This window comes from Embleya sp. NPDC020630 (assembly GCF_044334985.1).
Classification (GTDB): domain Bacteria; phylum Actinomycetota; class Actinomycetes; order Streptomycetales; family Streptomycetaceae; genus Embleya.
In genome coordinates this window covers 9743-32165 of the sequence record NZ_JBIRUB010000016.1, presented here as the reverse complement: position 1 = coordinate 32165, position 22423 = coordinate 9743, and the positions used below count along the sequence as shown (strand labels likewise).

Here is a 22423-nt window from a genome sequence, read left to right as displayed (position 1 = left end):
CCTGGTCTTATGTCCCCTCTTCCCATAACCCCTCTGCCCGGCGCCTCGACCGTCCCGGACGTCGCGTCGATCGATCCGGCGGAGCGCCACATGGCGACGGTGCGCAGCTTCACCCCGCGTCGCGGCCGGGTCACCCTCGCCCAGCGGGACGCGCTGGACCGGCTGTGGGCGCGGTGGGGCTTCGACGTCGCGGACCGCCGGCTCGACCTCGGCGAGCTGTTCGGCGACGACCGACCGGTCGTGCTGGAGGTCGGCTTCGGGATGGGCGAGACCACGGCGGCGATGGCCGAGGCCGATCCGGACACCAACGTGCTGGCGATCGACGTGCACACCCCGGGACAGGGCAGCCTGCTGCACGACGCCGAGCGCCGCGGGCTGACGAACATACGGGTCGCCAACGGCGATGCCATCGAACTGCTCCGGGACATGTTGCCGCCCGCCTGCCTGGCTGGCATCCGGATCTTCTTCTCCGACCCGTGGCCCAAGACCCGCCACCACAAGCGGCGGCTGATCCAGCCCTCGTTCGCGGCGCTGGCCGCCTCCCGGCTGGTCCCGGGCGGGATCCTGCACTGCGCCACCGACTGGGCGCCCTACGCGGAATGGATGCTCGACGTGCTCACCGCCGAGCCCGAACTGGTCAACACCGTCGAGGGATACGCGCCCAGACCGCAGTGGCGGCCGGTCACCCGCTTCGAGCAGCAGGGGCTGGCCAAGGGCCATCGCGTCGCGGATCTGCTCTTCCGCCGGCGCTGAGCCGAGGATCGGTTTTCCCGGGTCCGCGCGTGCGCGGCCGGTGGCGGGCCGATCCGGGCAGGGTCACCCATACCGACCACGTCACAGCCGACCGAGAGAGGCGCGCCGCAGCCCCGCGCGGCGTTATCGTCACCCCATATGGACGCATCGCAAGGACCCGACACGCCGGCCGGTCCCGTCCCCGCGGACCCCGCCGCGTACGAGTTCGCCCTGTACGAACCCGGACCCGCGGAGAAGTCGTGGCCGCGCCGGCTCGTGGCGAACCAGACCGCGCGAATAACCGCGCTCGTCCTGGCGTTGCTCGGCTGCGCGATCACCATCGCGGTGATGCTCGGCGACACCATCGGCGCCCAGGGCCTCCTGGTCGGCGCGTTGTTGGCGCTGGTGCCCACCCCGCTGGTGGTGAGCGCGATCGTGTGGCTGGGTCGGGTCCGGCCGCTGCCCTGGAAGAGCCTGGTCTTCGCGTTCGCGTGGGGCTCGTGCGCGGGCGCCCTGGTCGCGCTGCTGGCGAACAGTTGGTCGTTCGACAAGCTGATGGACCTCAAGGGCCAGGAGGACGCCGAACTGCTCGGGCTGACCATCGTGGCGCCGGTGGTCGAGGAGTGCGTCAAGGGGCTCGCGGTCGTGCTCCTGTTCGTGACCGTACGGCGGGAGTTCCGCGGCGTGCTGGACGGACTGATCCCGGCCGCGATCAGCGCCGCGGGCTTCGCGTTCACCGAGAACGTCCTCTATTTCGGCCGCGAGTTCGCGGCGAGCGAGGACAACGGCGACGGCCTGGGCACCACGTGGGGCGTATTCATCGCCCGGGGCATCATGTCGCCGTTCGCGCATCCGCTGTTCACGTCGATGATCGGGCTCGGCTTCGGCCTGGCGGTCCTGGCCCGCTCGCGGCCCGCGCGGATCCTGCTCCCGCTCGCCGGGTACGTGTGCGCGGTCGGGCTGCACGCGTCCTGGAACGGCTCGGCCACCCAGGGACTGGCGTTCCTCGGGGTGTACTTCCTGGTGATGATGCCGATCCTCGGCGCGCTGATCTGGTACACGGTGGTCGTGCGGCGGGACCAGTTGCGGGCCGTCGAGGACGAGTTGCCGGGCTATGTCGCGGCGGGCTGGTTCCGGCCGCACGAGCCGCTGCTGCTGTCCTCGATGGCGGACCGCTCGCGCGCGCTGCGCACCGCGCGGACCACGCTGGGGCCGGAGGGCGTCGCGCGACTGCGCGCCTATCAGGCGGATGCCACGCTGCTCGCCGAGTTGCGGCGGCGCGCGGGTCGGTCGCGGCGCGGTCCGGCGCCGGAGTACCCGGGGCAGGAACGGGAGTTGCTGGATCGGGTGTGGGCGGCCAAGCCGGCCGTCGCGCGGGTGATCGACCACACGATGCCGTCGCCGAGGTGGCGCTACGTCAAGCCGCCGCCGGGGATGCCGCCGTGGGGGCCGCCCGGGGGGATGCCCTACGGCGCCGGCGCGCCGGGCGGTTGGGGCGCGCCGGCGTGGGGTGCGCCGGGGACGATGCCGTACGGGACGCAGCCGGGGGCGGCACCCTACGGCCCGCCGACCGGCATGGCACCCTACGGAGCCCCGTCCGGCATGTCTGCCTACGGAGCCCCGCCCGGTGTCGCCCCGTACGGCCCGCCGCCCGGTGTGAATCCCTTCGGCGCGCCGCCGCCCGGGTGGGTACCGCCGGCCCGGCATCCCGCCGCGCATCCCGCGTGGGGTCCCGTACCGCCGAGCGGCCCGCCGCCGTGGGGCCCGCCCCGGCACGCGGCCAACGGCGCCCGGGCCGACCTTCCCGCGCAGTCGACCGCGCCGTGGGGCGCGCCCCCGGCGCAGGTGAACGGCGGCGTCCCCGCCCCGGCCGAACCGCTGGGCCCACCGGCCTGGTACGCCCGCCCCGGCGATTCCCCGAAGCCGCCCGCCGACCCCACCCCGCCGGCGGGAGGCGCCTAGGCCCTGTCCGATATGGCCCGGCCCCCGCGACCCGCAGCCGTAATCGGGCCGGGCCGACCCCCGTGCGACCATGACCGGGTGCATATCTCGACCACCTACATCCCCACCGAGGCCGACATCGCGGAGGGCGTGCTCGCCTTCCGCCGCGGCCTCTTTCGCGGACTGCTCGGCGCCGGGGCGGTGCTCTCGGCCCTCGGGGTGGTGCTGGTGACCCGGGCCCTGCTGAGCGGCACCACGGTGTTGTGGCCGTCGGCCTTCGTGGGCTTCGGCGTCGCGATGTTGGCGCTGCGGTTCTGGGCGCCGATCCAGGCCGCCCGGCAGAACAAGCACATGCACGGCGTGCCCTGCGAGGTCACGCTGACCGACGAGGAATTCGTCACCACGCTCGGCGGCACCCGCAGCGAGACGCCGTGGAGCACCTTCCGCAAGATCCGCCGCGTGGACACCCAGTGGATCTTCGAGTTCGGTCCCACCCAGGCGGTGACCATTCCGAGGCGGGTCTTTACCGACGCGGAAAACCTCGAACTGGAGACGTTTATCCACAGCCGGGGCCGGGCAGCGCGCTGATCTTCCACAAGGAAGATCCACATCCTGTGGAAAACCTGTGCGCAAAGGCATTCGGCGCACCGAAGCCGCTCGAAATGGCAAGAAACAATGCCGATTCGACCTGATCGGGCGCGTTTATCCGGTTGCGTGCACACCAATGGCTTTCGTCCATCGGGCATTTCCCACATCAACCACAAAGGCGACCTCTCGCGAGGCCGCCTTCGGGTCCTGCCGGTGGGCTGTCAGCGGCTGCCGACCGCCTCGGCCACGCGCGTGGGGACGACGGTCGCACCCTCGGTGGCCTTCACGATCGTCGTGCCCTCGACCCGCTCCGCCTGCTCGGTCGGGTCCGCCTGCTCGGCCTGCTCCGGCACCGGCACCTCCCGCAGCAGCCAGGTCGCGCCGAGTGCCGCCAGCGTCAGCAGCACCGCGCCGCCGAGGGTGGCGTACTGCATACCGTGCGTGAAGGCGTCCCGCGCGGTGTCGAGCAGGTGCTCCCCCGCCCCGCCGGAGACCCGCCCGGCGGTCGCGCTCGCCGCCGCCAGCGTGTCGTTCGCCGCGTGTACCGCGTCGGCCGGCACCCCGTCGAACGTCGCGTCGCGCATGTCCCGCCCGTACACCGCGTCGGCGACGCTGCCCAGGACCGCGATGCCCAGCGCCCCGCCCAACTCGCTGCCGGTCTCCGAGGTGGCCCCCGCCGCACCGGCCTGCTCCGGCGGCGCCGAGGTCAGCACCATCTCGGCGGTCAACGTGGTCGCGATCAGCACCCCGGCGGCGACCAGACCCGCGCCGACCAGGACCACGACCAACGGCGTACCCGGACGGGCCTGGCTCATCACCACGAAGCCGGCCACCGACAGGAGCAGGCCACCGCAGATCAGGAACCCGGGCCGCACCTTCTTGGCCAGGATCCCGGAGACGGTGAGCGCCACCGTGATCCCGGGCATCACCGTGAGCGACCACAGCGCCGCCGTCAACGGCCGCATGCCGAGCACGAGTTGCATGTACTGGGTGTTGAACAGGGCCGAACCCATCAGCGCCACGGCGGCGATCACGTTGACCGCGATCGAGGCGCTGAACGCCCGGTTGCGGAACAGCGCGAGGTCGATCAGCGGGTCGGCGACGGTGCGCTGCCGGCGCACGAAGAGGTATCCGACGACCAGCCCGACCACGATGCTCGCCAAGTACAGCGGCGTCACACCCTCGGCCGCCGTCTCCTTGATCCCGTAGATCACCGCGAGCACCGACACCAGCGAAAGCCCGGCACCGACCAGGTCGAGCCGACCGGCCGCGGCGTCCTTGAACTCCGGGAGCAGGAACGGACCGACCGCGAGCAGCAGCACCATCGCCGGCACGTTGAGCAGGAACGCCGAGCCCCACCAGAAGTGGTCGAGCAGCAGGCCGCCGGCCACCGGACCCAACGTGGCGCCCGCGGTCAGCGCGGCGGTCCAGATCGCGATCGCGGTCCGCCGCTGGGCCGGGTCGTGGAAGAGGTTGCGGATCAGCGCCAGCGTGGAGGGCATCAGCGTCGCACCGGCCACACCGAGCAGCGCCCGGGTGGCGATCAGCATCTCGGGGCTGTTCGCGAAGGCCGCGGCCACCGAGGCGGTGCCGAACGCCGCCGCGCCGATCAGCAGCAGTCGGCGGCGGCCGATCCGGTCGCCGAGCGCGCCCATCGTGATCAGCAGACCGGCCAGCAGAAAGCCGTAGATGTCCATCATCCAGAGCTGCTGCGGAGCGGTCGGCTCCAGGTCCTCGCTGATGAACGGAAGCGCGAAGTACAGCACGCCCATGTCCATCGACACGAGCAGGAGCGGGAGGAGCAGGACCGTCAGGGCGATCCATTCCTTACGGCCGGCCTTGGCTGCGGTGGAGGTCATGACAGGAACAGTACAAGCGTCTAAGACACTTGTCTATGACGCTTGTATAAAAAGCTGTCGGCCGGCTTCCGAGGGGTTCCCGCCCCGCCCGCAGCGGGTACCCGGATGCCGTGCGGGGGCACCGACTCCACTCCCGAACGAAGGACGGCGACATGAGTGACGAGCGCATTCCCGTGGACGAGATCCCGGAGGGCGACCGACCGAGGATGGACCTGCGCAGCGGCGCCGAGACCCCTGTGGACCCCGAGGACCTCGTCCTGGCGGAGGGCAAGGACCTGACCGAGAAAAACATCGAAGAGGCCCGCCGCAGGCTCGCCGAACTGGGCCCGGCCGCAGTAGAACGCGTAGTCCCCTAAGCCCGACCCCCGCAGCCCACAACCGAAACTTCAGTCGTGTTGGGCCGCAAGGCGCCGTTCCGGACGCGTCAGCGTCCGGAACGGCGCCTTGGACGCATTTCGACCGGGCGGACCTGATACACACCCCGGTCCCGGTCCCGCTGCTCCTCGGCTACCTGGAGCGCGATCAGGATCTCCAGCGCGCTCCAGGCCATGCCGAGCATGCCGAGCCCGACGAAGAGCATCGCCCACACCCAGAACCAGGTGTGCGCCCAGACGCCGAGCAGCGCGACCATCGCCGCGACGATGGTCAGGGCCAGCAGTACGCCGGTGCGCGCGGCGGCGTTTCTCGCGCCGTCCGGAAGCCTGGCCATGGCCGGTCCTTCCTTCCGCCGAGTGTCCGCTCGATCCTCGCCTGCCCCCTGTGCGGCGAACGGAACCCGCTCAGGCGTCTTCGTCCGGGAATCGATGGAACTCCCGCCAGGTCTCCCAGATTCCCGGCACGGTACCCGAACCGTAGGAGCGCTCCGGCCAGTTGGCCGGCGGCAGTCCGGCGGGGTTGGCGCCGACGTTGGCGCCGTACCAGAGGTCGTGCCGACGGCGCGCGAAGTACCACGTGCCGTCCCGGCGTTCGTACACGTCGCGGTACAGGATCGCCTGGTGCAGCCAGCGCGGCCCCTCCTGGATCTCCCCCTTGCAGTACACGTGTCCGGTCGCGTGGTCCGCGTCGAGGAGATCGATCACGTGGGTGCCCACGTTGAGGATGGTCACCCCCAGGGGCGCGAGTTGGGTCGCGAACGACGCGCGCAGCGCCGCGCGTCCGCTCTCCTCCCGGGTCACGCGCACGTCCGGCACGAACAACGCGCACAGTGCGTCCAGGTCCCGGCTGTCCAGGGCCAGCGCGTAGCGGGCGGCCAGTTGACGGATCTGTTCGTAGGCGAGGAGCCGTTGTACGTCGTCCATGGACCGACACCCTGTCAGGCGGACACGCGGGCGATCTGCTGCGGGTTGTACACGACCTCGACGTAGGACCAGCGGCCCTCGCCCGCGTAGTGCAGCACCACGTTGACGTCCAGACCGACGTCGGCTCCCTCGGCGCGGAGCAGGACGGCGGCCCGGTTCCCGTCGACGAGGCGCAACACGACGCGGTAGCCGATGAACGGCGAGCGGCGCACGCCGTCCAGGATGTACGCGTGCAGCGCGTGCCGGCCCTCGACGAAGCCGACCACGTGATCGCGTACCCGCACCTCGTCGGTGAACAGCGCCGCGACCGGCGCCCAGTCGCCGTGGGCGGGGGCCGCGGCAAGTCGGCCGGCGAAGTCGGCGAGGGCCCGCTCCACCTCGGCCCGCTCGGCGGCGCGGGGCATCGGCTCGGGTGCCCAGCCGACGATGCCGCGCAACTCGCCGCCGTCGGCCCCGGCGACCGCGCCGCCCGCGGCCCGCCAGCGCGCGATCATCGCGTCGGCGTCGTCGCCGTTGTGGAACTCGCCCACCGTCTCGAAACGATCGCCGATCCGACGCAGGATCTCCGTCCCGGGCAGTGTGTAGCGGGTGGTGCCGCCGGTGGGGTCGGGCAGGTTGTGCCAGACGTAGCGGCAGACCAGGTCGCCGTCGATCATCGTCCACTCGGTGAACCGGGACACCTCGGGAACCGGGTCGGCACCGCCGATCCGCCGGCTCCGCGCGAGTGCCGCCGCCATCCTGTCCCGGCTGCCGCCCATCGTGCCTCCCCGCAGTCGTCCGGCGAACCCGGCCGCGCGCAAGGATCCGGGCGCAGGTCGCCTCCGGTCCGCGTGATCCTGCCCGCGCCCCGTCGCGAAGTCCAGCCCCGACACGATCGTCGGAACGGAACCGTCGCCGGCTGGTATACGTATTACCGGTCGCAACCAGCCGGCCGGGCTCCGACGCGAGCACGAGACGAAGAAGAAGCGGAGGGGACGCGAGTGATCCGGTACCGGGTCCGGGTGGACTTCTACCAGGACGTCCCGCCGGACCGGCCCCCGACGGGGTACGTGGGCTCGTTGCTCTCGGGCGACTTCGCGGGACCCGCGCTGCCGCGCGGCGGCGACTCCATCTCGGCGATCCCGCTGGGCGGTGCGCACATAGGGCCGTGGACCGGCGGTCCCTACATGATGGTTCACCGGGTCGAGCACCACCCGGTCCCCGTCGACGGCGAGGGACACATAGTGGAGTGGTGGGAGCAGTACCCCCAGCCCTCCGTGCACGTGGTCGTCAACGCCGAGTGGCCGGACACCGAGGAGTCCGAGCACGAGTTGATGAACCTGTACGAGGAGCAGAGCTGGAGCTCGTTCCCGGCGGGACCGGAGAACCCGTTCCTGCCGGTGGCGGCGGCGGCCGACTTCTGAGTCCCGGTGCCCCGGACCGGTTCCACCCGTGACGCGGCGGGCTATCCCTTGGGCTTCTTGTAGCCCGCCGTGTCCACCGATGCCAGGATCTTGTTCAGGTCGGCGTCGTATTCGCGGGACAGGCCCGCCGTGGAGAACGAGATCATCGACTGCGGCAGCCACCACAGTTGCGGCTGGAACGAGTCGCCGCTCTTGCAGGTCACGCTGTACGACGCGTAGTCGTACTTGAGGCTGACCTTGCTCGGCTCGGCGAGCTTCTTGCCCTCCGACTTGCTGGTCGGCGCCGCGGTGTCCTCGGGCTTGGTCACACAGGTCGGCGCGGTACCCAGGGTCCAGCCCGCCGGATCCTTGAAGTCCACCTTGCGCTGATCGTTCTTGCCCACCCAGATCCGCAGCCCGGCGCGCTCGCAGGTGGTGCGCTGAGCGGCGGGCGTGGCGGTCGGCAGCACGCACACCTCGGTGTCGCTGACCTCCTTGAGCTCCCACGTGCTGGGCACCGCGAACTTCACGCCCTTGATGTCCTGGGTGAAGCCGCCCGGTTTGCCGGTGAGTTTCGGCGGTTGCACGACGGCGCTGTTGGTGTTCTTCCCCGCCTCGGGCTTGTCGTCGCCGCCCCCGCGCAGCGCGACCACCGCGCCCGCGCTGATCGCCACCACCGCCACCGCGCCGCCGATCATGATCGCCAGGCGTTTGCGGCCCGGGCGACCGCCGCCGGCGCCGCCCTGCTGCCGGGTCGCGGCCCGACCGGTCGGCGGCGGCGGCGTGTGTCCGCCGTGGGTGGCCGGGGGTGGGGTGAACGTGCCGGAGGCGGGCGGCTGGTGGTGACCGGCCGGATAACCCTGGCCGGTGCCGCCGTACTGCCCGGAGTGCGCCCCGTACGCGCCGGACTGCGCGGCGGGGACACCGTGCGTCCCGGAGGGCGCCCCGTACGCCCCCGACTGCGCCGCGGGCGCGCCGTGCGTCCCGGAGGAGTCGCGGTACAGCGGCGGTTGGGTCGGCGAGGCGCCGTAGGGGTCGTGCGTGGGGGTGTTGTACGCGGCCGGCGGCGGGGTTTGCGGCGGTACGACCGGCGCGCCGAACGCGGCGGTGCCGCCGGAGCGCGCGGGCCCGCGCGGCGCCTCGTACACGCGCGGCGGCGGGGTCTGCGGCACCTGCTGCTGCGACTGCTGCTGCACCTGCCACGGGCCGCCGGAGGCCGGCGTGGTCCACAACTGGCCGATCAGCGACGTCGCGTCGGCGACCGGGTCGAGCGAGGGCGCCGCGCCGGTGCCGAGCGCGCCGCGCCACACGTGGGTGACCGAGGCCAGCAACTCCCGGGCCTGCGGCCGGTAGTGCGGCTCCTTGTCGCCCGCGCGCTTGACGATCAACCGCAATACGTCCGGTACGCCGGAAAGGTCGGCCTCCTCCTGGAGCACCCGCAGCGCGACGACCTCGGGCGCGCCCGTACCGAACGGGATCACCCCGGTGGCCGCGTAGGTGACCAGCATCGCCCACGCGTACACGTCGGCGGCCGGCGTGCTGTCGTGGCCCTTGAAGCGTTCCGGGCTCATCCACGCCGGCGAGCCGATCATCATGCCGGTGCGGGTCAGCCCGCTGTCCTCCATCGACCGCGCGATGCCCAGGTCGAGCACGCGCGGTCCGGCGGGCGAGCAGATGATGTTCTGCGGCTTGAGGTCGCGGTGGATCACATCGGCGTCGTGCAGCGCGACCAGCGCCTCGGCGAGCCCGGCCGCGAGGCCCATCAGCTCGTCGCCGCGCATCGGACCGCCCTGATTCACCCGTTTGTCCAGGGTCGGCCCCGGCACGTACTCGGTGGCGAACCACGGTGTCTCGGCGTCGACATCCGCGTCGAGCACGGGTGTGGTGCACGTGCCCTTGATCGCGCGCAGCAGGTTGACCTCGCGCGTGAACCTGGCCCGGAACTCGGGGTCGTCGGCGTACTGCGCGTGCACCACCTTGACCGCGACGCGGCGCTCCAGGCTGTCCAGCCCCGCGTAGACCGCGCCCATTCCACCCGCACCCAGTCGACCCGTGATCCGGAACGGTCCGATGTGCTGCGGATCGCCCGGACGCAATTGACGTATCTCGGCGCCGCCGTCGGCCGTCATGGACGTGCCTCCCGTGTTGGTTCGCCGGCCCGCCGCTGCGGCCGTACCGGGATGGAATCCTCTCATCCGGTCTTGTGACCTCCCCAGGGCACCGGCTGGTTCCCCGTTCGGGGGAAAAGGCTCGCCTTACCCGTGGGTGGGCGTGATAGGCCAACGGGTGCGCCGGGTGTGGCAACACCGCGGCGTGCGGCGAGCGTTGCCACACCGCACCGGTTGGCAGGCATCCGCCGGATCGCACCGCTTCCACGACGAAGGGCCGGACATGAGGATCGTCGTCGACTTCGACAAGTGCAAGAGCAACGCGCTGTGCATGGCCGAGGCACCCGAGGTGTTCGAGGTACGGGAGGACAACTTCCTCTACATCCTGAACGAGAATCCGAGCGAGGAGTTGCGGCCGCAGGTGGAAGAGGCGATCCGGGTCTGTCCGACCCGGGCCATCTCGATCCTGGATTGAGCCGGCGCGGCCCGGGGCGGGAGTTGCCCGCCCCGGGCCGATCGCGGCTCAGGAGGGGTCGTTCGGGCGGTCCGGGGCGGCGCCTCGGCTCGACTGCCAACGGTCGCGGGCGTTGCGGGCCATCGTGCTGGACGCGCCCCGGGCACCCTGCACCACCGCCGCCGAAGCGTTGCGGGTGACCGACCAACCCCGGGCGAGCAGCTTGACGTTGACGACCACGGTGCCGGCGGTACGGTCGTGCCAGGTGCGCCGGCGCGGGCCGAGCACGGCCAGCGGGTCCAGGAAGCCGACCAGGGCGAGCAGGGCGAACAATCCGGCCGTGCCCCACTGGCGGAGCGCCACCTCGTACCAGGTGAGCAGGAGCGCGGCCCACGGCACCACCACCGCCACCAGCGTGCGCCGAGCCGCCCGCCAGGCGCCGACCGGCACCCGGCCGCGAACGGCCTGTGCCGATGTGCCCGCCGGGACCACCTTCGCGCCGACCATGATCTTGCCCAGCGTGCGGCCGAACCTGGCGTGCATGTACCAGTCGTAGAGCGCGGGCACCAGGAGATGGGCGAGGACCAGCAGAAGCAGCAGCGTCTTGGTGGTCGACCACAGCCCGTCGACCGCCTCCAGCGGCGCCCGTTGCGCCTCGCCGGCGCGCCCGAACACCACGTCCAGGAAGGAGTCGCGGACCACCTTGGTGGGCAGGTCGGCGGCCTTGCCCTGGATGTAGTGGTAGGCCAGGAACCACAGCGGCAGCACCAGGGCGGTGGTGAGCAGGTAGTCCACGGTGCGGGCGATCAGCCGCATGGTCCGGGAGGCGAGCGGCAGTTCGCCGGGCGCCGCGGGCTCGACGCCCGTCGCGGGGTAGGACTGCGGGGGTACCGGTGCGGAGTAGGACGGGGCGGGGGCGGGGTAGGACGGGGCGGGCGCGGAGTAGGACTGCGGGGGTGCCGGCGGGTGGGCGGGGCCGGGCGGTTGCGCCTGGTCCGGGATCGGGCCCGGTGCGGTGACGGGTGCTTGGTGCCAGGACAGGTGTGGATCACCGTCGACGGAAGGTTGGTCCCCGTACGGCGACCCCGGCCCGCGTGGCGGCTGAGGAATCGTCATGACCGGGACGGTATCGCGCAGATCGTCCCTTCCGCCGGGTCGTGGGGGGAGTCGGGGGCACGCGGCGCGCGGAACGGCCGGATCGCGCCGGGTCCGAGTGCCGTCGAATCGCGTGCAGTTGCCCCGAGTGCCGTTGGGCCGATCGGGCGATCCGGGTGCTCAGCCCTTGAGTTCGCCCAGTGTCACTTCGACCGTGGCCTTGTTGCCATTGCTGCCGCGCAGCAGGTTCACCTTGACCCTGTCCCCCGGCTGCTTGCCACCCAGCACCTCGGACAACGTCGAGACGTCGGTGACCGCCTGGTCGTCGATCGTGGTGATCACGTCGCCGACCTGGATGCCGGCGGCCTTCGCGGCGCCGCCGTCCTGGACCGAGACCACGCCGACGCCCGCGGCCCGGCCGTTCGGGCCGGCCACCGTGCGGACGGTGACGCCGAGGGCGGCCTTGCCGGAGTTGTCCACCTTGCCGTTCTTGATGATCTGGTCGGTGATCGACTTGACCGTGTTGGCCGGGATCGCGAAGCCGATGCCCGGCGCCGCGCCGCCGTTGGCCTCGGGGTCGGTGGCGGCCAGGGTCGGGATGCCGATCACCTGGCTGTCCAGGTCGACCAGGGCGCCGCCGCTGTTGCCGGGGTTGATCGCGGCCGAGGTCTGGATGGCGCTGGAGATGGTGGCGCCCGGCGAGCCGGAGGTCTCCGGTTCGCTGACAACGCGGCCGACGGCGGAGACGATGCCCTCGGTAACACTGGAGTCCAGGCCGAGCGGGTTGCCCATGGCCATGGTGATCTGACCGACCTGGAGCTTGCTCGAATCGGCGAACCGGGCGGGCTTGAGATCGGCGGGCGGACTGTCGAGGCGGATCACCGCGAGGTCGTCCGGGGCGAAGGCGGCGACGAGCTTCGCGGTGACCGACTTGCTCGCGTTCGGGAGGGTGACCTCGAACGAGGTGTCCTGGCCGATCACATGGGCGTTGGTGACGATGTTGCCCTTGTCGTCGTAGACGACGCCGGAGCCGAGACCGGACTTCGTGGTGATCTGGACCACCGACGGCAGCACGTTGCGCACCACCTGCTGGTACTGCGCCTGGAGGTCGTTCGCCGGTCCGTTGCCCGGCGCCGCCGAGCCGGAGGCGACGTTGCCGTTGCCGTTGCCGCCGTCCGTGTTCCTCTTCGAGCCGTTGTCGTCGCTGCACCCGCTCACCCCGCCGAGCACGAGCACCGCCGCCGTCACCACGACCGTGACCCGTCGCCGCGTCGTCCTGCCCACGATGTCTCCCTCGGTTCGGCGGCTGCCGCCGGCGACGGCTCGGTTGCCGGTACCGGACCGGGTCCCCCGAGCATTCTTCGTACTAACCCCATTGATGGACTTTTCACCGAGTCGCCGAGCCCCTGCCTCTTTCGCCATGTGCTTGTTCGTGTCAAGTTGGGCCCGCACGTCGGCCCGGTACTCCGGGGCGACGCCGAAGACGCACCGAAGAGCCGGAGAGGTGGGCGGGCGCACGCATGCTGACGCTTCAGGAGATCTCGGACCGGATGGAGATCCAGGACCTGATGGTCCGCTACTCGCACGCGGTGGACACGGGCGACTGGGACGCCCTGGACACCGTCTTCACCGCCGACGCGCTGATCGACTACTCGGCGATGGGCGGCTCCAAGGGCGGCCTGGCCGAGACCAAGGAGTTCCTGGCGTCGGTGATGCCCGGCTTCGGCGCCTACCAGCACCTGATCGCCAACTCGTCGATCACGGTCGACGGCGACACCGCCACGGGCCGCACGATGTGCCACAACCCGATGGTGTTCAAGGGCGAGGACGACGAGACGCCGGGCCCGACGATGTTCTGCGGCCTGTGGTACCTGGACACCTTCACGCGCGTCGACGGCGAGTGGCGCATCTCGGCCCGCAGCGAGGAAAAGTCCTACATGTACATCGCACCAACGGCCTGACCGGGCGCGGCCGGGTCGGGGCGGCCGGGAAAATCCCGGGAGCGGCCGGCGGGGCCGAGGTAGCTTCGAGGCATGATCCGCGAAGCCACCGCAGCCGACATCCCGGCCATCCACGCCCTGGTCCGCGAACTCGCCGACTACGAAAAGCTCCTCCACGAGGTCAAGGCCACCGAGGCCCAACTCCACACGGCCCTGTTCGGCCCGACCCCGGCCGCCTTCGCGTTGATCGCCGAGGACGACGCCACCGGCGAATCGGTCGGCTACGCCATCTACTTCCTGTCGTTCTCCACATGGGAGGGCGTCCACGGCGTCTACCTCGAAGACCTGTACGTCCGCCCCGGCGCCCGAGGCGCCGGCCACGGCAAGGCCCTCCTCAAGCGCCTGGCCCAAATCTGCACCACCAGGGGCTACGCCCGCCTCCAATGGGCCGTCCTCGACTGGAACTCCCCAAGCATCGCCTTCTACGACTCCCTGGGGGCGGTCCACGAAAAGGAATGGCTCGGCTACCGCCTGACCGGCCAACCCCTAACCACCCTCGCCAACACCTGATCCACCCCCGCAACTGTCAGGGTTTCCCGTTGTGTCAATGGACACCTCGACGATGAAAGGGATGTCCATGGCCAAACACCGCGATCCCGCGACCGATGACGGGCACAAGCCGGAGAAGCCGGTGCCGCCGCCGATTCCGCCGGATAAGCCCGCCAACCCCGGGACGCCGAAAGGGCGGTGGGGTGGGTGAGTGCGAAGGCGCGGGCGTTGTGGCGGGCTCGGGTCGCATTGCTGCGGCGGGTCGAGGATGCCGTCGGGGAGTTGCCGCAGGTGTGGCGGCAGGCGTTCGTCGGGGTGCCGAGGCATGTGTTCCTTCCCGACGTCGTGTGGTTGCGGCGGCCCGGCGGGGACCGGCACGAGCGGTGTGATCGGGTGCGGGAGCCGGAGCGCTGGTGGGCCGCCGCCTACGCGGACGCGCCGGTCGTCGTGCAGATGTGCGACGGCGGGGCGCCCCGGAGCGGCGGGGCCGAGTGGCCGTCGTCGTCCGCGTCCCAGCCCTCGATCGTGGCGGCCATGCTCTTGGCCCTCGATGTGGCCGACGGACACCGGGTGTTGGAGATCGGCACCGGCACCGGCTGGAACGCCGGACTGCTCGCCCACCGTCTCGACGACGACCGGCGCCTGGTGACCGTCGAGGTGGACGTGAACCTCGCCCGAATCGCCGAAGCCCGGTTGGCGGGCCTGGGCCGGCACCCCACCGTGGTCTGGGGCGACGGCGCCGAGGGGTGGGCGACCGGCGCACCCTACGACCGAATCCTGTCCACCGCCGCCGTCACCCACATCCCGCCCGCCTGGATCCGCCAATGCCGACCCGGATCCGTGATCGTCACCCCCTGGGCGAGCGCCTGGACCGCGAACGGCACCCTCGTGGCCACGGTGGACGAACGGGGCCGCGCACACGGCCGATTCCGCGCCGGCGGGGCGTTCATGCACCTGCGCGGACACCGCTCACGCATCACCGACGTGGATCAGGTCTTCGCCCCGGACCACCTCCCCGAACCCGGCACCACCACGCTCTCCCCCTGGGACGTGGCCGGCGCCGACCCCGTCGCCGAGTTCGCGATCGGCCTGATGGCGCCCGACATCTGGCACCACTGGGACGAGGCCCCCGAGGCCGACGGCGTACACACCCGCCTGTGGGTGGGCGACGAGGCCGGCACCTCGTGGGCGAACGTCGACTACGACGGCCGGCAACTCACCACCTTCCCCGTCCACCAACACGGCCCCCGCCACCTGTGGACCGAAGTCGAGTCGGCCTGGTCCCGATGGCACACCGCAGGCCGTCCCGACTTCCCAGCCTTCGGCTGGACCGTCCTCCCCAACGGCACCCAACATGCCCGCGTACCCGAGTGCGCCGCCCGCCTCTCGCCCACCCAAGGAGCCGACGAACCGTCATGGACCCTGTGAGGCAAGGCACTTGCCTCTAGGCCAGGACGATCGACACCCCGGAGGAGGCCGGCGTCACCCGACCCGCGCGGGCCTTCGGCTTCGGCGCCCCGTCCCTGTGCCGAAGGCCGTCGCTGCGGCGGTCAGGAGGAGGGGGAGGGCGGTCAGGGGGAAGAGCAGAGGCAGGGGGACGTGGGCGATGAGCGCGCCCGTGGCCGCCGCGCCGGCCGAGGTGCCGGCGTTGAGGGTGGTGTTGACCCAGGCGCCGACCCTGGTGCGGGTGTTCGGGGTCGCGGCGGCGTCGGCGAGCAGGTAGGCCGTGGTGATCGCCGGGGCCACGAACAGGCCGGTGAGCATGGCGGCCGCGGCCAGGACGTACAGGTTCGGGGACAGGCCCGCGGCGGCCAGGGACGCACCCAACCCGAGGGCAAGGAGCGGCAGTCGGCGGTCGGCCGACACCCGCCAGGACACCGCGCCGTGCGCCAGCCCCCCGACCGCGCTGCCCACGGACAGGGCGGCCAGGATCCACGCCACCGCCGCCGACCGACCCCGCTCGTCGGCGAACGCGACCGCGAGCAGGTCGATCCCGCCCAGGGCCACCCCGACCCCGCCGGCCACCACGACCGCCCGCCACAACCCCGTACCGCCCGACGCCGACCCGCTCTCGGCCGCCTCCCCCGCCCCGGCCTCGTCGCCGGCCTCCCCCGCCCGCCGCACCGCCGGCGAGCCCACCAGCGCCATCGTCCCGACCACGATCAAGGACGCGGCCAGCAGCACCCCGGCCGCCGCCGGCGCCCACCCCACGAGCAAGCCCACCAGCAGCGGCCCGGAGGCGAACACGATCTCCTCGGCCACCCCGTCCAGGCTGTACGCCCGCTGCAACAGCTCGCGATCCGGGGCCAGTTCGCTCCACACCGCGCGCATCACCGGCCCCACCGGCGGCGTACAGGCCCCGGCCGCCGCCACCGCGACGCCCACCCACACCCCCGAGGCCCCGGGCCGCCACGTGGCCACCGCGATCCCGACCAACAACACCGCGTACAGCGCGACCATCGACGGCAACGCCCGCCGCGCCCCGTACCGATCGACCAACCCGGCCCGCATCGGCGACAACAACACACTCGTCGCCCCGAACAACGCCATCACGGTGCCGGCCACCGCATACGACCCGGTCCCGGATTTCACCGCGAGCAACAACGACAACGGGATCGTCCCGTACGACAACCGCCCGAGCATCGCGGCCCCGAACGCCCGCCGGGCATGGGGTATCCGCAACACGGCGGCATAGGAAGGAGCCGACCCGGAACGCGCGTCGGCGGAAGGCATGGCTGCCATGGGGGAATTCCTCCGAAAAGGTCGGCACGGCCCGGCCGCACCGACGCATCTGCGTGGACGCCGAATCAGCCGCGCAACCCCGTCGACGGGGGCGCGGCCGGTGCGGGGCCCTACGCACACAGGAGGAACATGGCAACCAACCTAGCAATCCGAACCGACCACCGACACCGGAAATACGACGACCGCGGGCCCGTCCCGGCACGAGGAAGCCCGGGAAGGCGCCGGACGAACCCGGGACATCCGAGTCGACGGAGGCGCGCCGAGTCGCCCCCGACGCGCTACTTCTTCGGCGTCGCCGTCAGCCCCGTGCACGGCCGCAGGGTGTCCCGGCGGTCCAGGATGCGCTTCGCCTCGGCGCCGGTCGCCGGCATCGGCACGCCGCGGTTGTCGATCGAGGCCGGGGTGAACTTCTCCCCGACGACCTTCCCGTCCTTGATGGTCAGCGTCGCGACGCCGGTGTCGTTCGAGTTCGGGTACGGAGAGGTGCCGTACCAGAGGAAGTTGCCGTAGCCGTAGCCCACATACGTGCTGCCCATCCAGCCCGCGCCCTGCATCACGTGCGCGTGCGTGCCCAGGACGGCCGCCGCCCCCGCGTCGGCGAGCTTGCGGGTCAGGCCGGTCTGGTCCGTGCTCGGGCACTTGTCGCCCTCGATGCCCCAGTGCATGTACACGATCACCACATCGGCCTGGGCCTTCGCGTCCTTCACCGCCCGCACCAGCCGATCGGCCTGGAGCGCGCTGGCGATGCCCGGCTTGCCCGCCCCGGCCCGGTAGAGCTGGTTCGTGATGTCCTGTACCTGGCTCGCGGCCACGAACGCGACCTTGACGCCCTTCACGTTCTTGATGAACGGGCGATATGCCTGGTCGGCGTCCTTGCCGATGCCGACCACGCCGATCGGCGGGTTCTGCACCGCGGCGATCGAGTCGTCCAGGCCGACCTTGCCGTAGTCCACCGCGTGGTTGTTGGCCATGCTGACCACGTCCACGCCGACCGTCTTCAGCTCCGTCAGCGCCTTCGCCGGGGCCCGGAAGTGGTACGTCTTGTTCTCCGGCGTACCGCGCTCGGTGATCGCCGACTCCAGGTTGACCATCGCCAGATCCGCGTCCGCGAGGGTGCGACCGATCGGGCCGAGCGCCCCCTCCGCGCCCGCGTTCAGACGCGGCACCGTGCGCTCGAAGAAGTGCACGTCGCCCGCGAGCGCGACGGTGATCTCCGTACCCGGCACGGCCTGCGCGGGCGGCGGCGCCGACGCGCCGCCCGGGGCCGCCGAGGACCCCGCCGGATCGGGCACCGCGGCGTTCTCCACCTTCTTCGAGGAGTCCCCGGAGTCGCCCGAATCGGACATCAACCCGCACGAGGCGAGACCGGCGATCAGCAGCGGAGCGAGGCCGAGCGCGACGGTCCGGCGGCGGGGTATATGCACGCGGACAAGGTAGCCCAGCAACGTACGCGCCCGTACGCGCGCCGGAGCGTGACGAGGATTACCCCCTCCGCGTGTGACGCATCAGCCGTTCAGCGCCTCGTAGACCCGGTCGCACAGCTCCGGGTGCATGTCGAAGTAGCCCTCCTCGTCCACCTCGAACGCCCCGGTCCGGAAGCTCTCGGTGACCGTGCGAAGCATCAACGGGATGGACGCGTACACCATCGGCTCGTCCGCGCCCTGGACGAAACTGGCCACCTGCACGTCCGTCCCGTCCCAGATCGCCGCGTAGAAGTCGGCGGCCGGCGACACGAGCAGCGGCAACCACCGCACACCCTCCGGCTGGTCCATCTCGACCTCCTCGCGGAACTCCAGCGCCTCGGCCAGGCTGACCAGGACGTAGCCCGGTATGAACGACGCCTCGTCCACCAACTGGTCCGGCTCCTCACGGGTACCGTCGGCCCAGCCGAACCAGGAGACCAGTTCGGCGGGCACCCCGGCGCCCATCCGCGTATGCACCGCCTCGGCCGGCAGACCGGGCTCCAGGAGGGCCACCACGGGGCGACCGAGACCGACCAGCTCCGCCCGCACGGCGTCCAGACCTTCGTGAACGGCGTCCATGCCACGTCCCTTGTTTTGTTCGGCTGTGTGTTGTTCGGCTGTGGGTTTTCCGCTGCTGGATCGTTCGGCCGCGTCGATGTCGGGCCGGGCCGAACCGAGGGGATCAAGGGTGACAGACGTTCGAGCGATCGGCGCACCATGCCTTGATTCCGCACGCGCGGGGTAGCCGCCGAAGAGAGCGGCCCACCGAACAGACATCCGAGCGGGTCGGGAAACGGCACCGAACACACCGGCGAGGGAGCGAGCGTGGACGCGTGGTTCGACCCGATCATGGACTTCGCCGGCTCTCCCTGGGCCTACCTGATCGTCTTCCTCGCCGCGCTCCTGGACGCGATGTTGCCGATCCTGCCGAGCGAGAGCGCGCTGATCGCGTGCGGCGTGTTCGCCACCGCCGGCGGGTTCTCGCCCAACCTCTTCCTGCTCATCGCGGCCGGCGCGCTGGGCGCCTTCCTCGGCGACAACATCACCTACGCGATCGGCCGCTGGGCCGAGCCGTTCGCGAACAAGCACATGCTCAACGGCGAGCGCGGACAACGGGCCCGAAAGCGGGCGGAACGGTGGCTGGCCGAACGCGGCGGCGTGATGATCGTGGTCGGCCGCTACATCCCCGGCGGGCGCACGGCGGTCGCGCTGGTCGCCGGGATGGTGGAGTACCCGGTCGCGCGGTTCCGGGCGTTCACCGCGATCGCGGCGCTGGCCTGGGCGACGTACGGTGTACTGCTCGGCTTCTGGGGCGGGAGCGCGTTCAAGGACAACCCGCTGATGGGCATCGCGGCGGGGCTGGCCACCGCGGCGGGGATCACCGTCCTGATCGAGGTCGCCCGGCGCATCGTCACCGCCCGCAACCGGCGCCGCCGCAAGGCCGCCGGCACGCGGCCGGGCGGCGGCGACACGCGCGAGGGCGCCGAGTCCTCGGTGTCGTAGGCGCCCCGGAACCCGCCCGCACCTCGCGGACGAGACCGGCGGCGAAAACGCACGAGGCCACCGGGACGCCCCGATGGCCTCGTGCTCGTGCTCGTATGCGTGAGTCGTACTCGTGCGACCGATCGCCCTCGGCTACGCCGTGGGGTACGGGAGCGGCAGCACCGCGCTCGTCGGCAGCACCTCGACCTTGAGGTCGGGGTCCGGGCCCGCGCCCTGGAAACGGCCGAACTTCGGCACCGCGTTGCGGCGGTACTTGGTGGTCGAGTGCTCCGGGTCCTTGTCGAACTCCGGGATGACCTGGTTGCCGAAGAGCTCGATCATCTCGAGGTTCTCCTCGTGCGTCATGCCGTCGTTGATACCGAAGACGAGCTGGTCACAGCCCACCTCCTGGTACGCCTTGACCTGCTCGCACACCTCGTCCGGGGTGCCGACCAGCATGTAGCCGCCCTCGATCAGCTGGTCGAGCAGTTCGTCGCCGCCCATCGAGAGGTCGAAGGTGGGCGACGGCCAGGTGATCGCGTCCGCCGACTTCGGCATGGTGTCGTGGTACAGGTTCACCAGGGTGACCAGGTAGCCGCGGCCCTTGCTGAGCGCGATCTCGCGGGCGCGCTTGCGGTCGGACAGACAGATGACGGCGTTCGTCATCATCACGTTGTTGTTCTGGTAGTCGCCGACGATCTCGACCGGGTTCTCGGCGGCTTCCTTGTAGGCCTCGATCCGGCCCTTGAGGTTGTAGACCGGTTCGAAGTTGAACGCGATCGCGCCGATGCCCATCGAGCCGGCCTTGCCGAAGGTGGCCGGGTTGCCGCAGGCCACCCAGATCGGCGGGTGCGACTCGCCGTACGGCTTGGGGTGGATGTCGTGCGGGGTCGGCACGGTGAAGTGGTCGCCCTCGAACGTGTAGTCGGTCTGCGCCCACATCCGCGGGATCTCGCGAACGACCTCGTCCCACTCGGTCTTCGTCGAGTTCTTGTCCATGATGTTGAACGAGGCCATCTCGTGGCTGCCCGCGCCGCGGCCGGTGCCCCACTCGAAGCGGCCCTCGGTGATGTGGTCCATCATCGCGGCACGCTCGGCGTAGCGAACCGGGTGCTCCTTGCGCGGCGACAGGCTGTTGATGCCGGTCGCCAGGTGGATCCGCTCGGTCTTCGCTGCGACGTAGCCGATGACGACCTCGGGGGCCGACATGTGGCTGTACTCGACCAGACCGTGGTGCTCGCCGAACCAGGCGTACTTCCAGTTGTGCTTGTCGGCCTTGATGGCCAATTCCATCTCGCGCATGAGCACCAGGTGCTCGCTCGCGCGATCGTGAGCGGCCGGACCGGGGGTGTACCCGTTCAGGAAGATGCCGAACTCCACGTGGAGCCTCCCAAATCGCCTGGTTCAACCGGCGCTGCGTACGCCTGTATGAGGTCTGCGTACGGGACAGTATGCGAGCGTCGGCCCGAACTTTGTTTACACGTGGCTAACGTCACGTCAGATGCCAGGCGCCGCCCGGGACATCGAGCTGACGCATAGTCAGATCCTCTCGCGACAGAGGCCGAAGTTCCAGCAAACGCGGGCTTTGTGGCCCTCGACACCCCCGGGCGTGGGGAGTTCAGCGCACGGTCGTACGGGCCAGCAGCAGCGTCACGTCGTCCCGGTGACCGGTCAGATCGGCGAGTCCGAACAGGCGCTCCGCCGTCGCCTCCAGGTCCAGGCCGCGGCTGCGCTCGAAGCGGTGCGCCAGGCGTTCCATGCCGCGGTCCAGGGACAGCTGCGGGCCCTCGACCAGGCCGTCGGTGACCAGGACCAGCGTCGCGCCGGGGGACACGGTCAGGGTCGTACACGGATACGCCTGGTCCGCGAGCATGCCCAGGGGCAGACCGCCCTCGACGTCCTCGATCCGCGGCGTCCCGGCCGGGTCGGCGAGCAGCAGCGGCGGGTGCGCGGCGCGGGCGACCCGGAGCCGGCCGGTCGCCGGGTCCAGGTAGGCCAGCGTGCAGGTGGCGTGGGCCGGGCCGGGGAAGCGGTCCAGGAAGTCGTTCACCAGGGCGAGGGCCCGGCCGGGGTCGGGGGTGACCACCGCGTAGGCGTGCAGCAGGGTCCGGATCCTGGCCATGATCGGCGCCGTGCCCGCGCCGTGGCCCTGGACGTCGCCGACCACGAGCGCGACCTGGCCGTCGTCGAGGGTGAACACGTCGTACCAGTCGCCGCCCACGCCGAACTCGTCCTGCGCGGGCCGATGCCGCACGGCCAGGTCCAGGCCGCCGACCGGTTCCGGATGGGACGGCGACACCCCCGCGCGAAACGCCTCGGCGAAGTCGCGGTACGGCGGCGGCGCGACCGGCTCGGCGCCGAGCGCGCGGCTGAGCCGGCCCGCCACGTCCGGCGGCATCCCCCCGGCGGCCGACGCGGCGGCGGCATCCGCGTACCAGTCGGTGCGGATCGCCATCAGCGTGTGCGCCTCCTCCTGCCAGGCGTCCGTACTGACGGTGAGGCTGCCGTCCTCCTGCTGATAAACCCGCCAGGCGGTCGCGGGGTCGTACCGGTGATCCCGCGTCCCCGACGAAACCACCAACCGCCCGGCCCCCGAAGCACCGCCGACCACGACCACTCCTCCCAGCCCACACCACCACAAACCCCAACGCCCCAACAGCCCGAAGGCAACGCCCATTACGCCATCGCGGGGTCGCGGGGTCGCGGGGTCGCGGGGTCGCGGGGTCGCGGGGTCGCGGGGTCGCGGGGTCGCGGGGTCGCGGGGTCGCGGGGTCGCGGGGTCGCGGGGAC

The 22423-nt window shown here is 71.6% G+C and carries 23 protein-coding genes; 11 read left to right on the top strand and 12 right to left on the bottom strand.

Annotated elements, in window-relative coordinates:
- Positions 1–9: 9 nt before the first annotated feature.
- The 3 genes from trmB to ACH4XV_RS36475 all read left to right on the top strand — a co-directional run bounded on the left by trmB (position 10) and on the right by ACH4XV_RS36475 (position 3261).
- Positions 10–753, top strand: a complete 744-nt coding sequence (gene trmB / locus ACH4XV_RS36485) for a tRNA (guanosine(46)-N7)-methyltransferase TrmB (RefSeq protein WP_395796852.1) — start codon at positions 10–12, stop codon at positions 751–753.
- Between the two features lie 138 nt (positions 754–891).
- Positions 892–2694 (top strand): PrsW family glutamic-type intramembrane protease, encoded by a 1803-nt coding sequence (locus ACH4XV_RS36480; RefSeq protein WP_395796850.1) that lies wholly within the window; start codon positions 892–894, stop codon positions 2692–2694.
- Positions 2695–2772: 78 nt separating this feature from the next.
- Positions 2773–3261: a YcxB family protein gene (locus ACH4XV_RS36475; RefSeq protein WP_395796848.1), complete on the top strand. Its 489-nt coding sequence runs from the start codon at positions 2773–2775 to the stop codon at positions 3259–3261.
- Positions 3262–3482: 221 nt separating this feature from the next.
- Here ACH4XV_RS36475 and ACH4XV_RS36470 read toward each other — a convergent pair whose 3' ends face one another.
- The gene (locus tag ACH4XV_RS36470; protein WP_395796846.1) at positions 3483–5120 is read right to left on the bottom strand and encodes an MFS transporter; all 1638 of its coding nucleotides are present in this window, start codon (positions 5118–5120) and stop codon (positions 3483–3485) included.
- Between the two features lie 152 nt (positions 5121–5272).
- Between ACH4XV_RS36470 and ACH4XV_RS36465 the strand changes: the two genes are divergently transcribed.
- Positions 5273–5476, top strand: coding sequence for a hypothetical protein (locus ACH4XV_RS36465; protein ID WP_395796844.1), 204 nt, complete (start codon positions 5273–5275; stop codon positions 5474–5476).
- A 68-nt stretch (positions 5477–5544) separates the two neighbouring features.
- On the opposite strand, the gene ACH4XV_RS36460 is transcribed toward ACH4XV_RS36465, so the two are convergent.
- The 3 genes from ACH4XV_RS36460 to ACH4XV_RS36450 form a co-directional block, all read right to left on the bottom strand.
- Entirely contained in the window at positions 5545–5829 is a 285-nt protein-coding gene (locus ACH4XV_RS36460) for a hypothetical protein (RefSeq protein WP_380003513.1), read from the bottom strand.
- A 70-nt stretch (positions 5830–5899) separates the two neighbouring features.
- Complete coding sequence (locus tag ACH4XV_RS36455; RefSeq protein WP_126636527.1) at positions 5900–6418, bottom strand: nuclear transport factor 2 family protein; 519 nt, start codon at positions 6416–6418, stop codon at positions 5900–5902.
- Positions 6419–6432: 14 nt separating this feature from the next.
- Positions 6433–7176: a nuclear transport factor 2 family protein gene (locus ACH4XV_RS36450; protein ID WP_395796842.1), complete on the bottom strand. Its 744-nt coding sequence runs from the start codon at positions 7174–7176 to the stop codon at positions 6433–6435.
- 222 nt (positions 7177–7398) lie between these two features.
- Between ACH4XV_RS36450 and ACH4XV_RS36445 the strand changes: the two genes are divergently transcribed.
- Positions 7399–7821: a hypothetical protein gene (locus tag ACH4XV_RS36445; RefSeq protein WP_078976054.1), complete on the top strand. Its 423-nt coding sequence runs from the start codon at positions 7399–7401 to the stop codon at positions 7819–7821.
- A 41-nt stretch (positions 7822–7862) separates the two neighbouring features.
- Here ACH4XV_RS36445 and ACH4XV_RS36440 read toward each other — a convergent pair whose 3' ends face one another.
- A complete protein-coding gene (locus ACH4XV_RS36440; protein WP_395796840.1) occupies positions 7863–9929 on the bottom strand; it encodes a serine/threonine protein kinase in 2067 nt (688 codons plus the stop codon).
- 262 nt (positions 9930–10191) lie between these two features.
- Between ACH4XV_RS36440 and ACH4XV_RS36435 the strand changes: the two genes are divergently transcribed.
- A complete protein-coding gene (locus ACH4XV_RS36435) occupies positions 10192–10383 on the top strand; it encodes a ferredoxin (RefSeq protein WP_380003509.1) in 192 nt (63 codons plus the stop codon).
- A 48-nt stretch (positions 10384–10431) separates the two neighbouring features.
- Here ACH4XV_RS36435 and ACH4XV_RS36430 read toward each other — a convergent pair whose 3' ends face one another.
- On the bottom strand, positions 10432–11478 hold the full coding sequence (locus ACH4XV_RS36430; protein ID WP_395796838.1) for an RDD family protein: 1047 nt from the start codon (positions 11476–11478) through the stop codon (positions 10432–10434).
- 159 nt (positions 11479–11637) lie between these two features.
- Positions 11638–12741, bottom strand: a complete 1104-nt coding sequence (locus ACH4XV_RS36425) for a S1C family serine protease (protein ID WP_395796836.1) — start codon at positions 12739–12741, stop codon at positions 11638–11640.
- A 236-nt stretch (positions 12742–12977) separates the two neighbouring features.
- Between ACH4XV_RS36425 and ACH4XV_RS36420 the strand changes: the two genes are divergently transcribed.
- The 4 genes from ACH4XV_RS36420 to ACH4XV_RS36405 all read left to right on the top strand — a co-directional run bounded on the left by ACH4XV_RS36420 (position 12978) and on the right by ACH4XV_RS36405 (position 15374).
- Positions 12978–13418, top strand: coding sequence for a nuclear transport factor 2 family protein (locus ACH4XV_RS36420; protein ID WP_078976058.1), 441 nt, complete (start codon positions 12978–12980; stop codon positions 13416–13418).
- Positions 13419–13490: 72 nt separating this feature from the next.
- Positions 13491–13967: a GNAT family N-acetyltransferase gene (locus ACH4XV_RS36415; protein ID WP_395796834.1), complete on the top strand. Its 477-nt coding sequence runs from the start codon at positions 13491–13493 to the stop codon at positions 13965–13967.
- 37 nt (positions 13968–14004) lie between these two features.
- On the top strand, positions 14005–14157 hold the full coding sequence (locus tag ACH4XV_RS36410; protein WP_395796832.1) for a hypothetical protein: 153 nt from the start codon (positions 14005–14007) through the stop codon (positions 14155–14157).
- Positions 14154–15374, top strand: a complete 1221-nt coding sequence (locus tag ACH4XV_RS36405) for a methyltransferase domain-containing protein (RefSeq protein WP_395796830.1) — start codon at positions 14154–14156, stop codon at positions 15372–15374. The genes ACH4XV_RS36410 and ACH4XV_RS36405 overlap by 4 nt, the downstream gene beginning before the upstream one ends.
- 54 nt (positions 15375–15428) lie before the next feature.
- On the opposite strand, the gene ACH4XV_RS36400 is transcribed toward ACH4XV_RS36405, so the two are convergent.
- From ACH4XV_RS36400 to ACH4XV_RS36390, 3 genes are all read right to left on the bottom strand, one after another.
- On the bottom strand, positions 15429–16688 hold the full coding sequence (locus tag ACH4XV_RS36400) for an MFS transporter (RefSeq protein WP_395796828.1): 1260 nt from the start codon (positions 16686–16688) through the stop codon (positions 15429–15431).
- Between the two features lie 278 nt (positions 16689–16966).
- Positions 16967–18112 carry a CapA family protein gene (locus tag ACH4XV_RS36395; RefSeq protein WP_395796826.1) on the bottom strand — a complete coding sequence of 382 codons (1146 nt, stop codon included), beginning with the start codon at positions 18110–18112 and terminating at the stop codon, positions 16967–16969.
- An 81-nt stretch (positions 18113–18193) separates the two neighbouring features.
- Positions 18194–18730: a hypothetical protein gene (locus ACH4XV_RS36390; protein WP_126636536.1), complete on the bottom strand. Its 537-nt coding sequence runs from the start codon at positions 18728–18730 to the stop codon at positions 18194–18196.
- A gap of 246 nt (positions 18731–18976) precedes the next feature.
- Between ACH4XV_RS36390 and ACH4XV_RS36385 the strand changes: the two genes are divergently transcribed.
- Complete coding sequence (locus ACH4XV_RS36385; protein ID WP_395796824.1) at positions 18977–19654, top strand: DedA family protein; 678 nt, start codon at positions 18977–18979, stop codon at positions 19652–19654.
- 132 nt (positions 19655–19786) lie between these two features.
- On the opposite strand, the gene ACH4XV_RS36380 is transcribed toward ACH4XV_RS36385, so the two are convergent.
- Together ACH4XV_RS36380 and ACH4XV_RS36375 are read right to left on the bottom strand one after the other, a co-directional pair.
- Positions 19787–21013, bottom strand: coding sequence for an LLM class flavin-dependent oxidoreductase (locus ACH4XV_RS36380; protein WP_078976065.1), 1227 nt, complete (start codon positions 21011–21013; stop codon positions 19787–19789).
- A 238-nt stretch (positions 21014–21251) separates the two neighbouring features.
- Positions 21252–22244 carry a PP2C family protein-serine/threonine phosphatase gene (locus tag ACH4XV_RS36375; protein WP_395796823.1) on the bottom strand — a complete coding sequence of 331 codons (993 nt, stop codon included), beginning with the start codon at positions 22242–22244 and terminating at the stop codon, positions 21252–21254.
- Positions 22245–22423 lie beyond the last annotated feature (179 nt).

Bases quoted from the DNA above. Each gene is read 5' to 3' on its own strand.
- trmB (WP_395796852.1), top strand. From the start codon at position 10: ATGTCCCCTCTTCCCATAACCCCTCTGCCCGGCGCCTCGACCGTCCCG.
- ACH4XV_RS36480 (WP_395796850.1), top strand. From the start codon at position 892: ATGGACGCATCGCAAGGACCCGACACGCCGGCCGGTCCCGTCCCCGCG.
- ACH4XV_RS36470 (WP_395796846.1), bottom strand. From the start codon at position 5,120: ATGACCTCCACCGCAGCCAAGGCCGGCCGTAAGGAATGGATCGCCCTG.
- ACH4XV_RS36465 (WP_395796844.1), top strand. From the start codon at position 5,273: ATGAGTGACGAGCGCATTCCCGTGGACGAGATCCCGGAGGGCGACCGA.
- ACH4XV_RS36460 (WP_380003513.1), bottom strand. From the start codon at position 5,829: ATGGCCAGGCTTCCGGACGGCGCGAGAAACGCCGCCGCGCGCACCGGC.
- ACH4XV_RS36455 (WP_126636527.1), bottom strand. From the start codon at position 6,418: ATGGACGACGTACAACGGCTCCTCGCCTACGAACAGATCCGTCAACTG.
- ACH4XV_RS36450 (WP_395796842.1), bottom strand. From the start codon at position 7,176: ATGGGCGGCAGCCGGGACAGGATGGCGGCGGCACTCGCGCGGAGCCGG.
- ACH4XV_RS36440 (WP_395796840.1), bottom strand. From the start codon at position 9,929: ATGACGGCCGACGGCGGCGCCGAGATACGTCAATTGCGTCCGGGCGAT.
- ACH4XV_RS36435 (WP_380003509.1), top strand. From the start codon at position 10,192: ATGAGGATCGTCGTCGACTTCGACAAGTGCAAGAGCAACGCGCTGTGC.
- ACH4XV_RS36430 (WP_395796838.1), bottom strand. From the start codon at position 11,478: ATGACGATTCCTCAGCCGCCACGCGGGCCGGGGTCGCCGTACGGGGAC.
- ACH4XV_RS36420 (WP_078976058.1), top strand. From the start codon at position 12,978: ATGCTGACGCTTCAGGAGATCTCGGACCGGATGGAGATCCAGGACCTG.
- ACH4XV_RS36415 (WP_395796834.1), top strand. From the start codon at position 13,491: ATGATCCGCGAAGCCACCGCAGCCGACATCCCGGCCATCCACGCCCTG.
- ACH4XV_RS36410 (WP_395796832.1), top strand. From the start codon at position 14,005: ATGGACACCTCGACGATGAAAGGGATGTCCATGGCCAAACACCGCGAT.
- ACH4XV_RS36400 (WP_395796828.1), bottom strand. From the start codon at position 16,688: ATGGCAGCCATGCCTTCCGCCGACGCGCGTTCCGGGTCGGCTCCTTCC.
- ACH4XV_RS36390 (WP_126636536.1), bottom strand. From the start codon at position 18,730: ATGGACGCCGTTCACGAAGGTCTGGACGCCGTGCGGGCGGAGCTGGTC.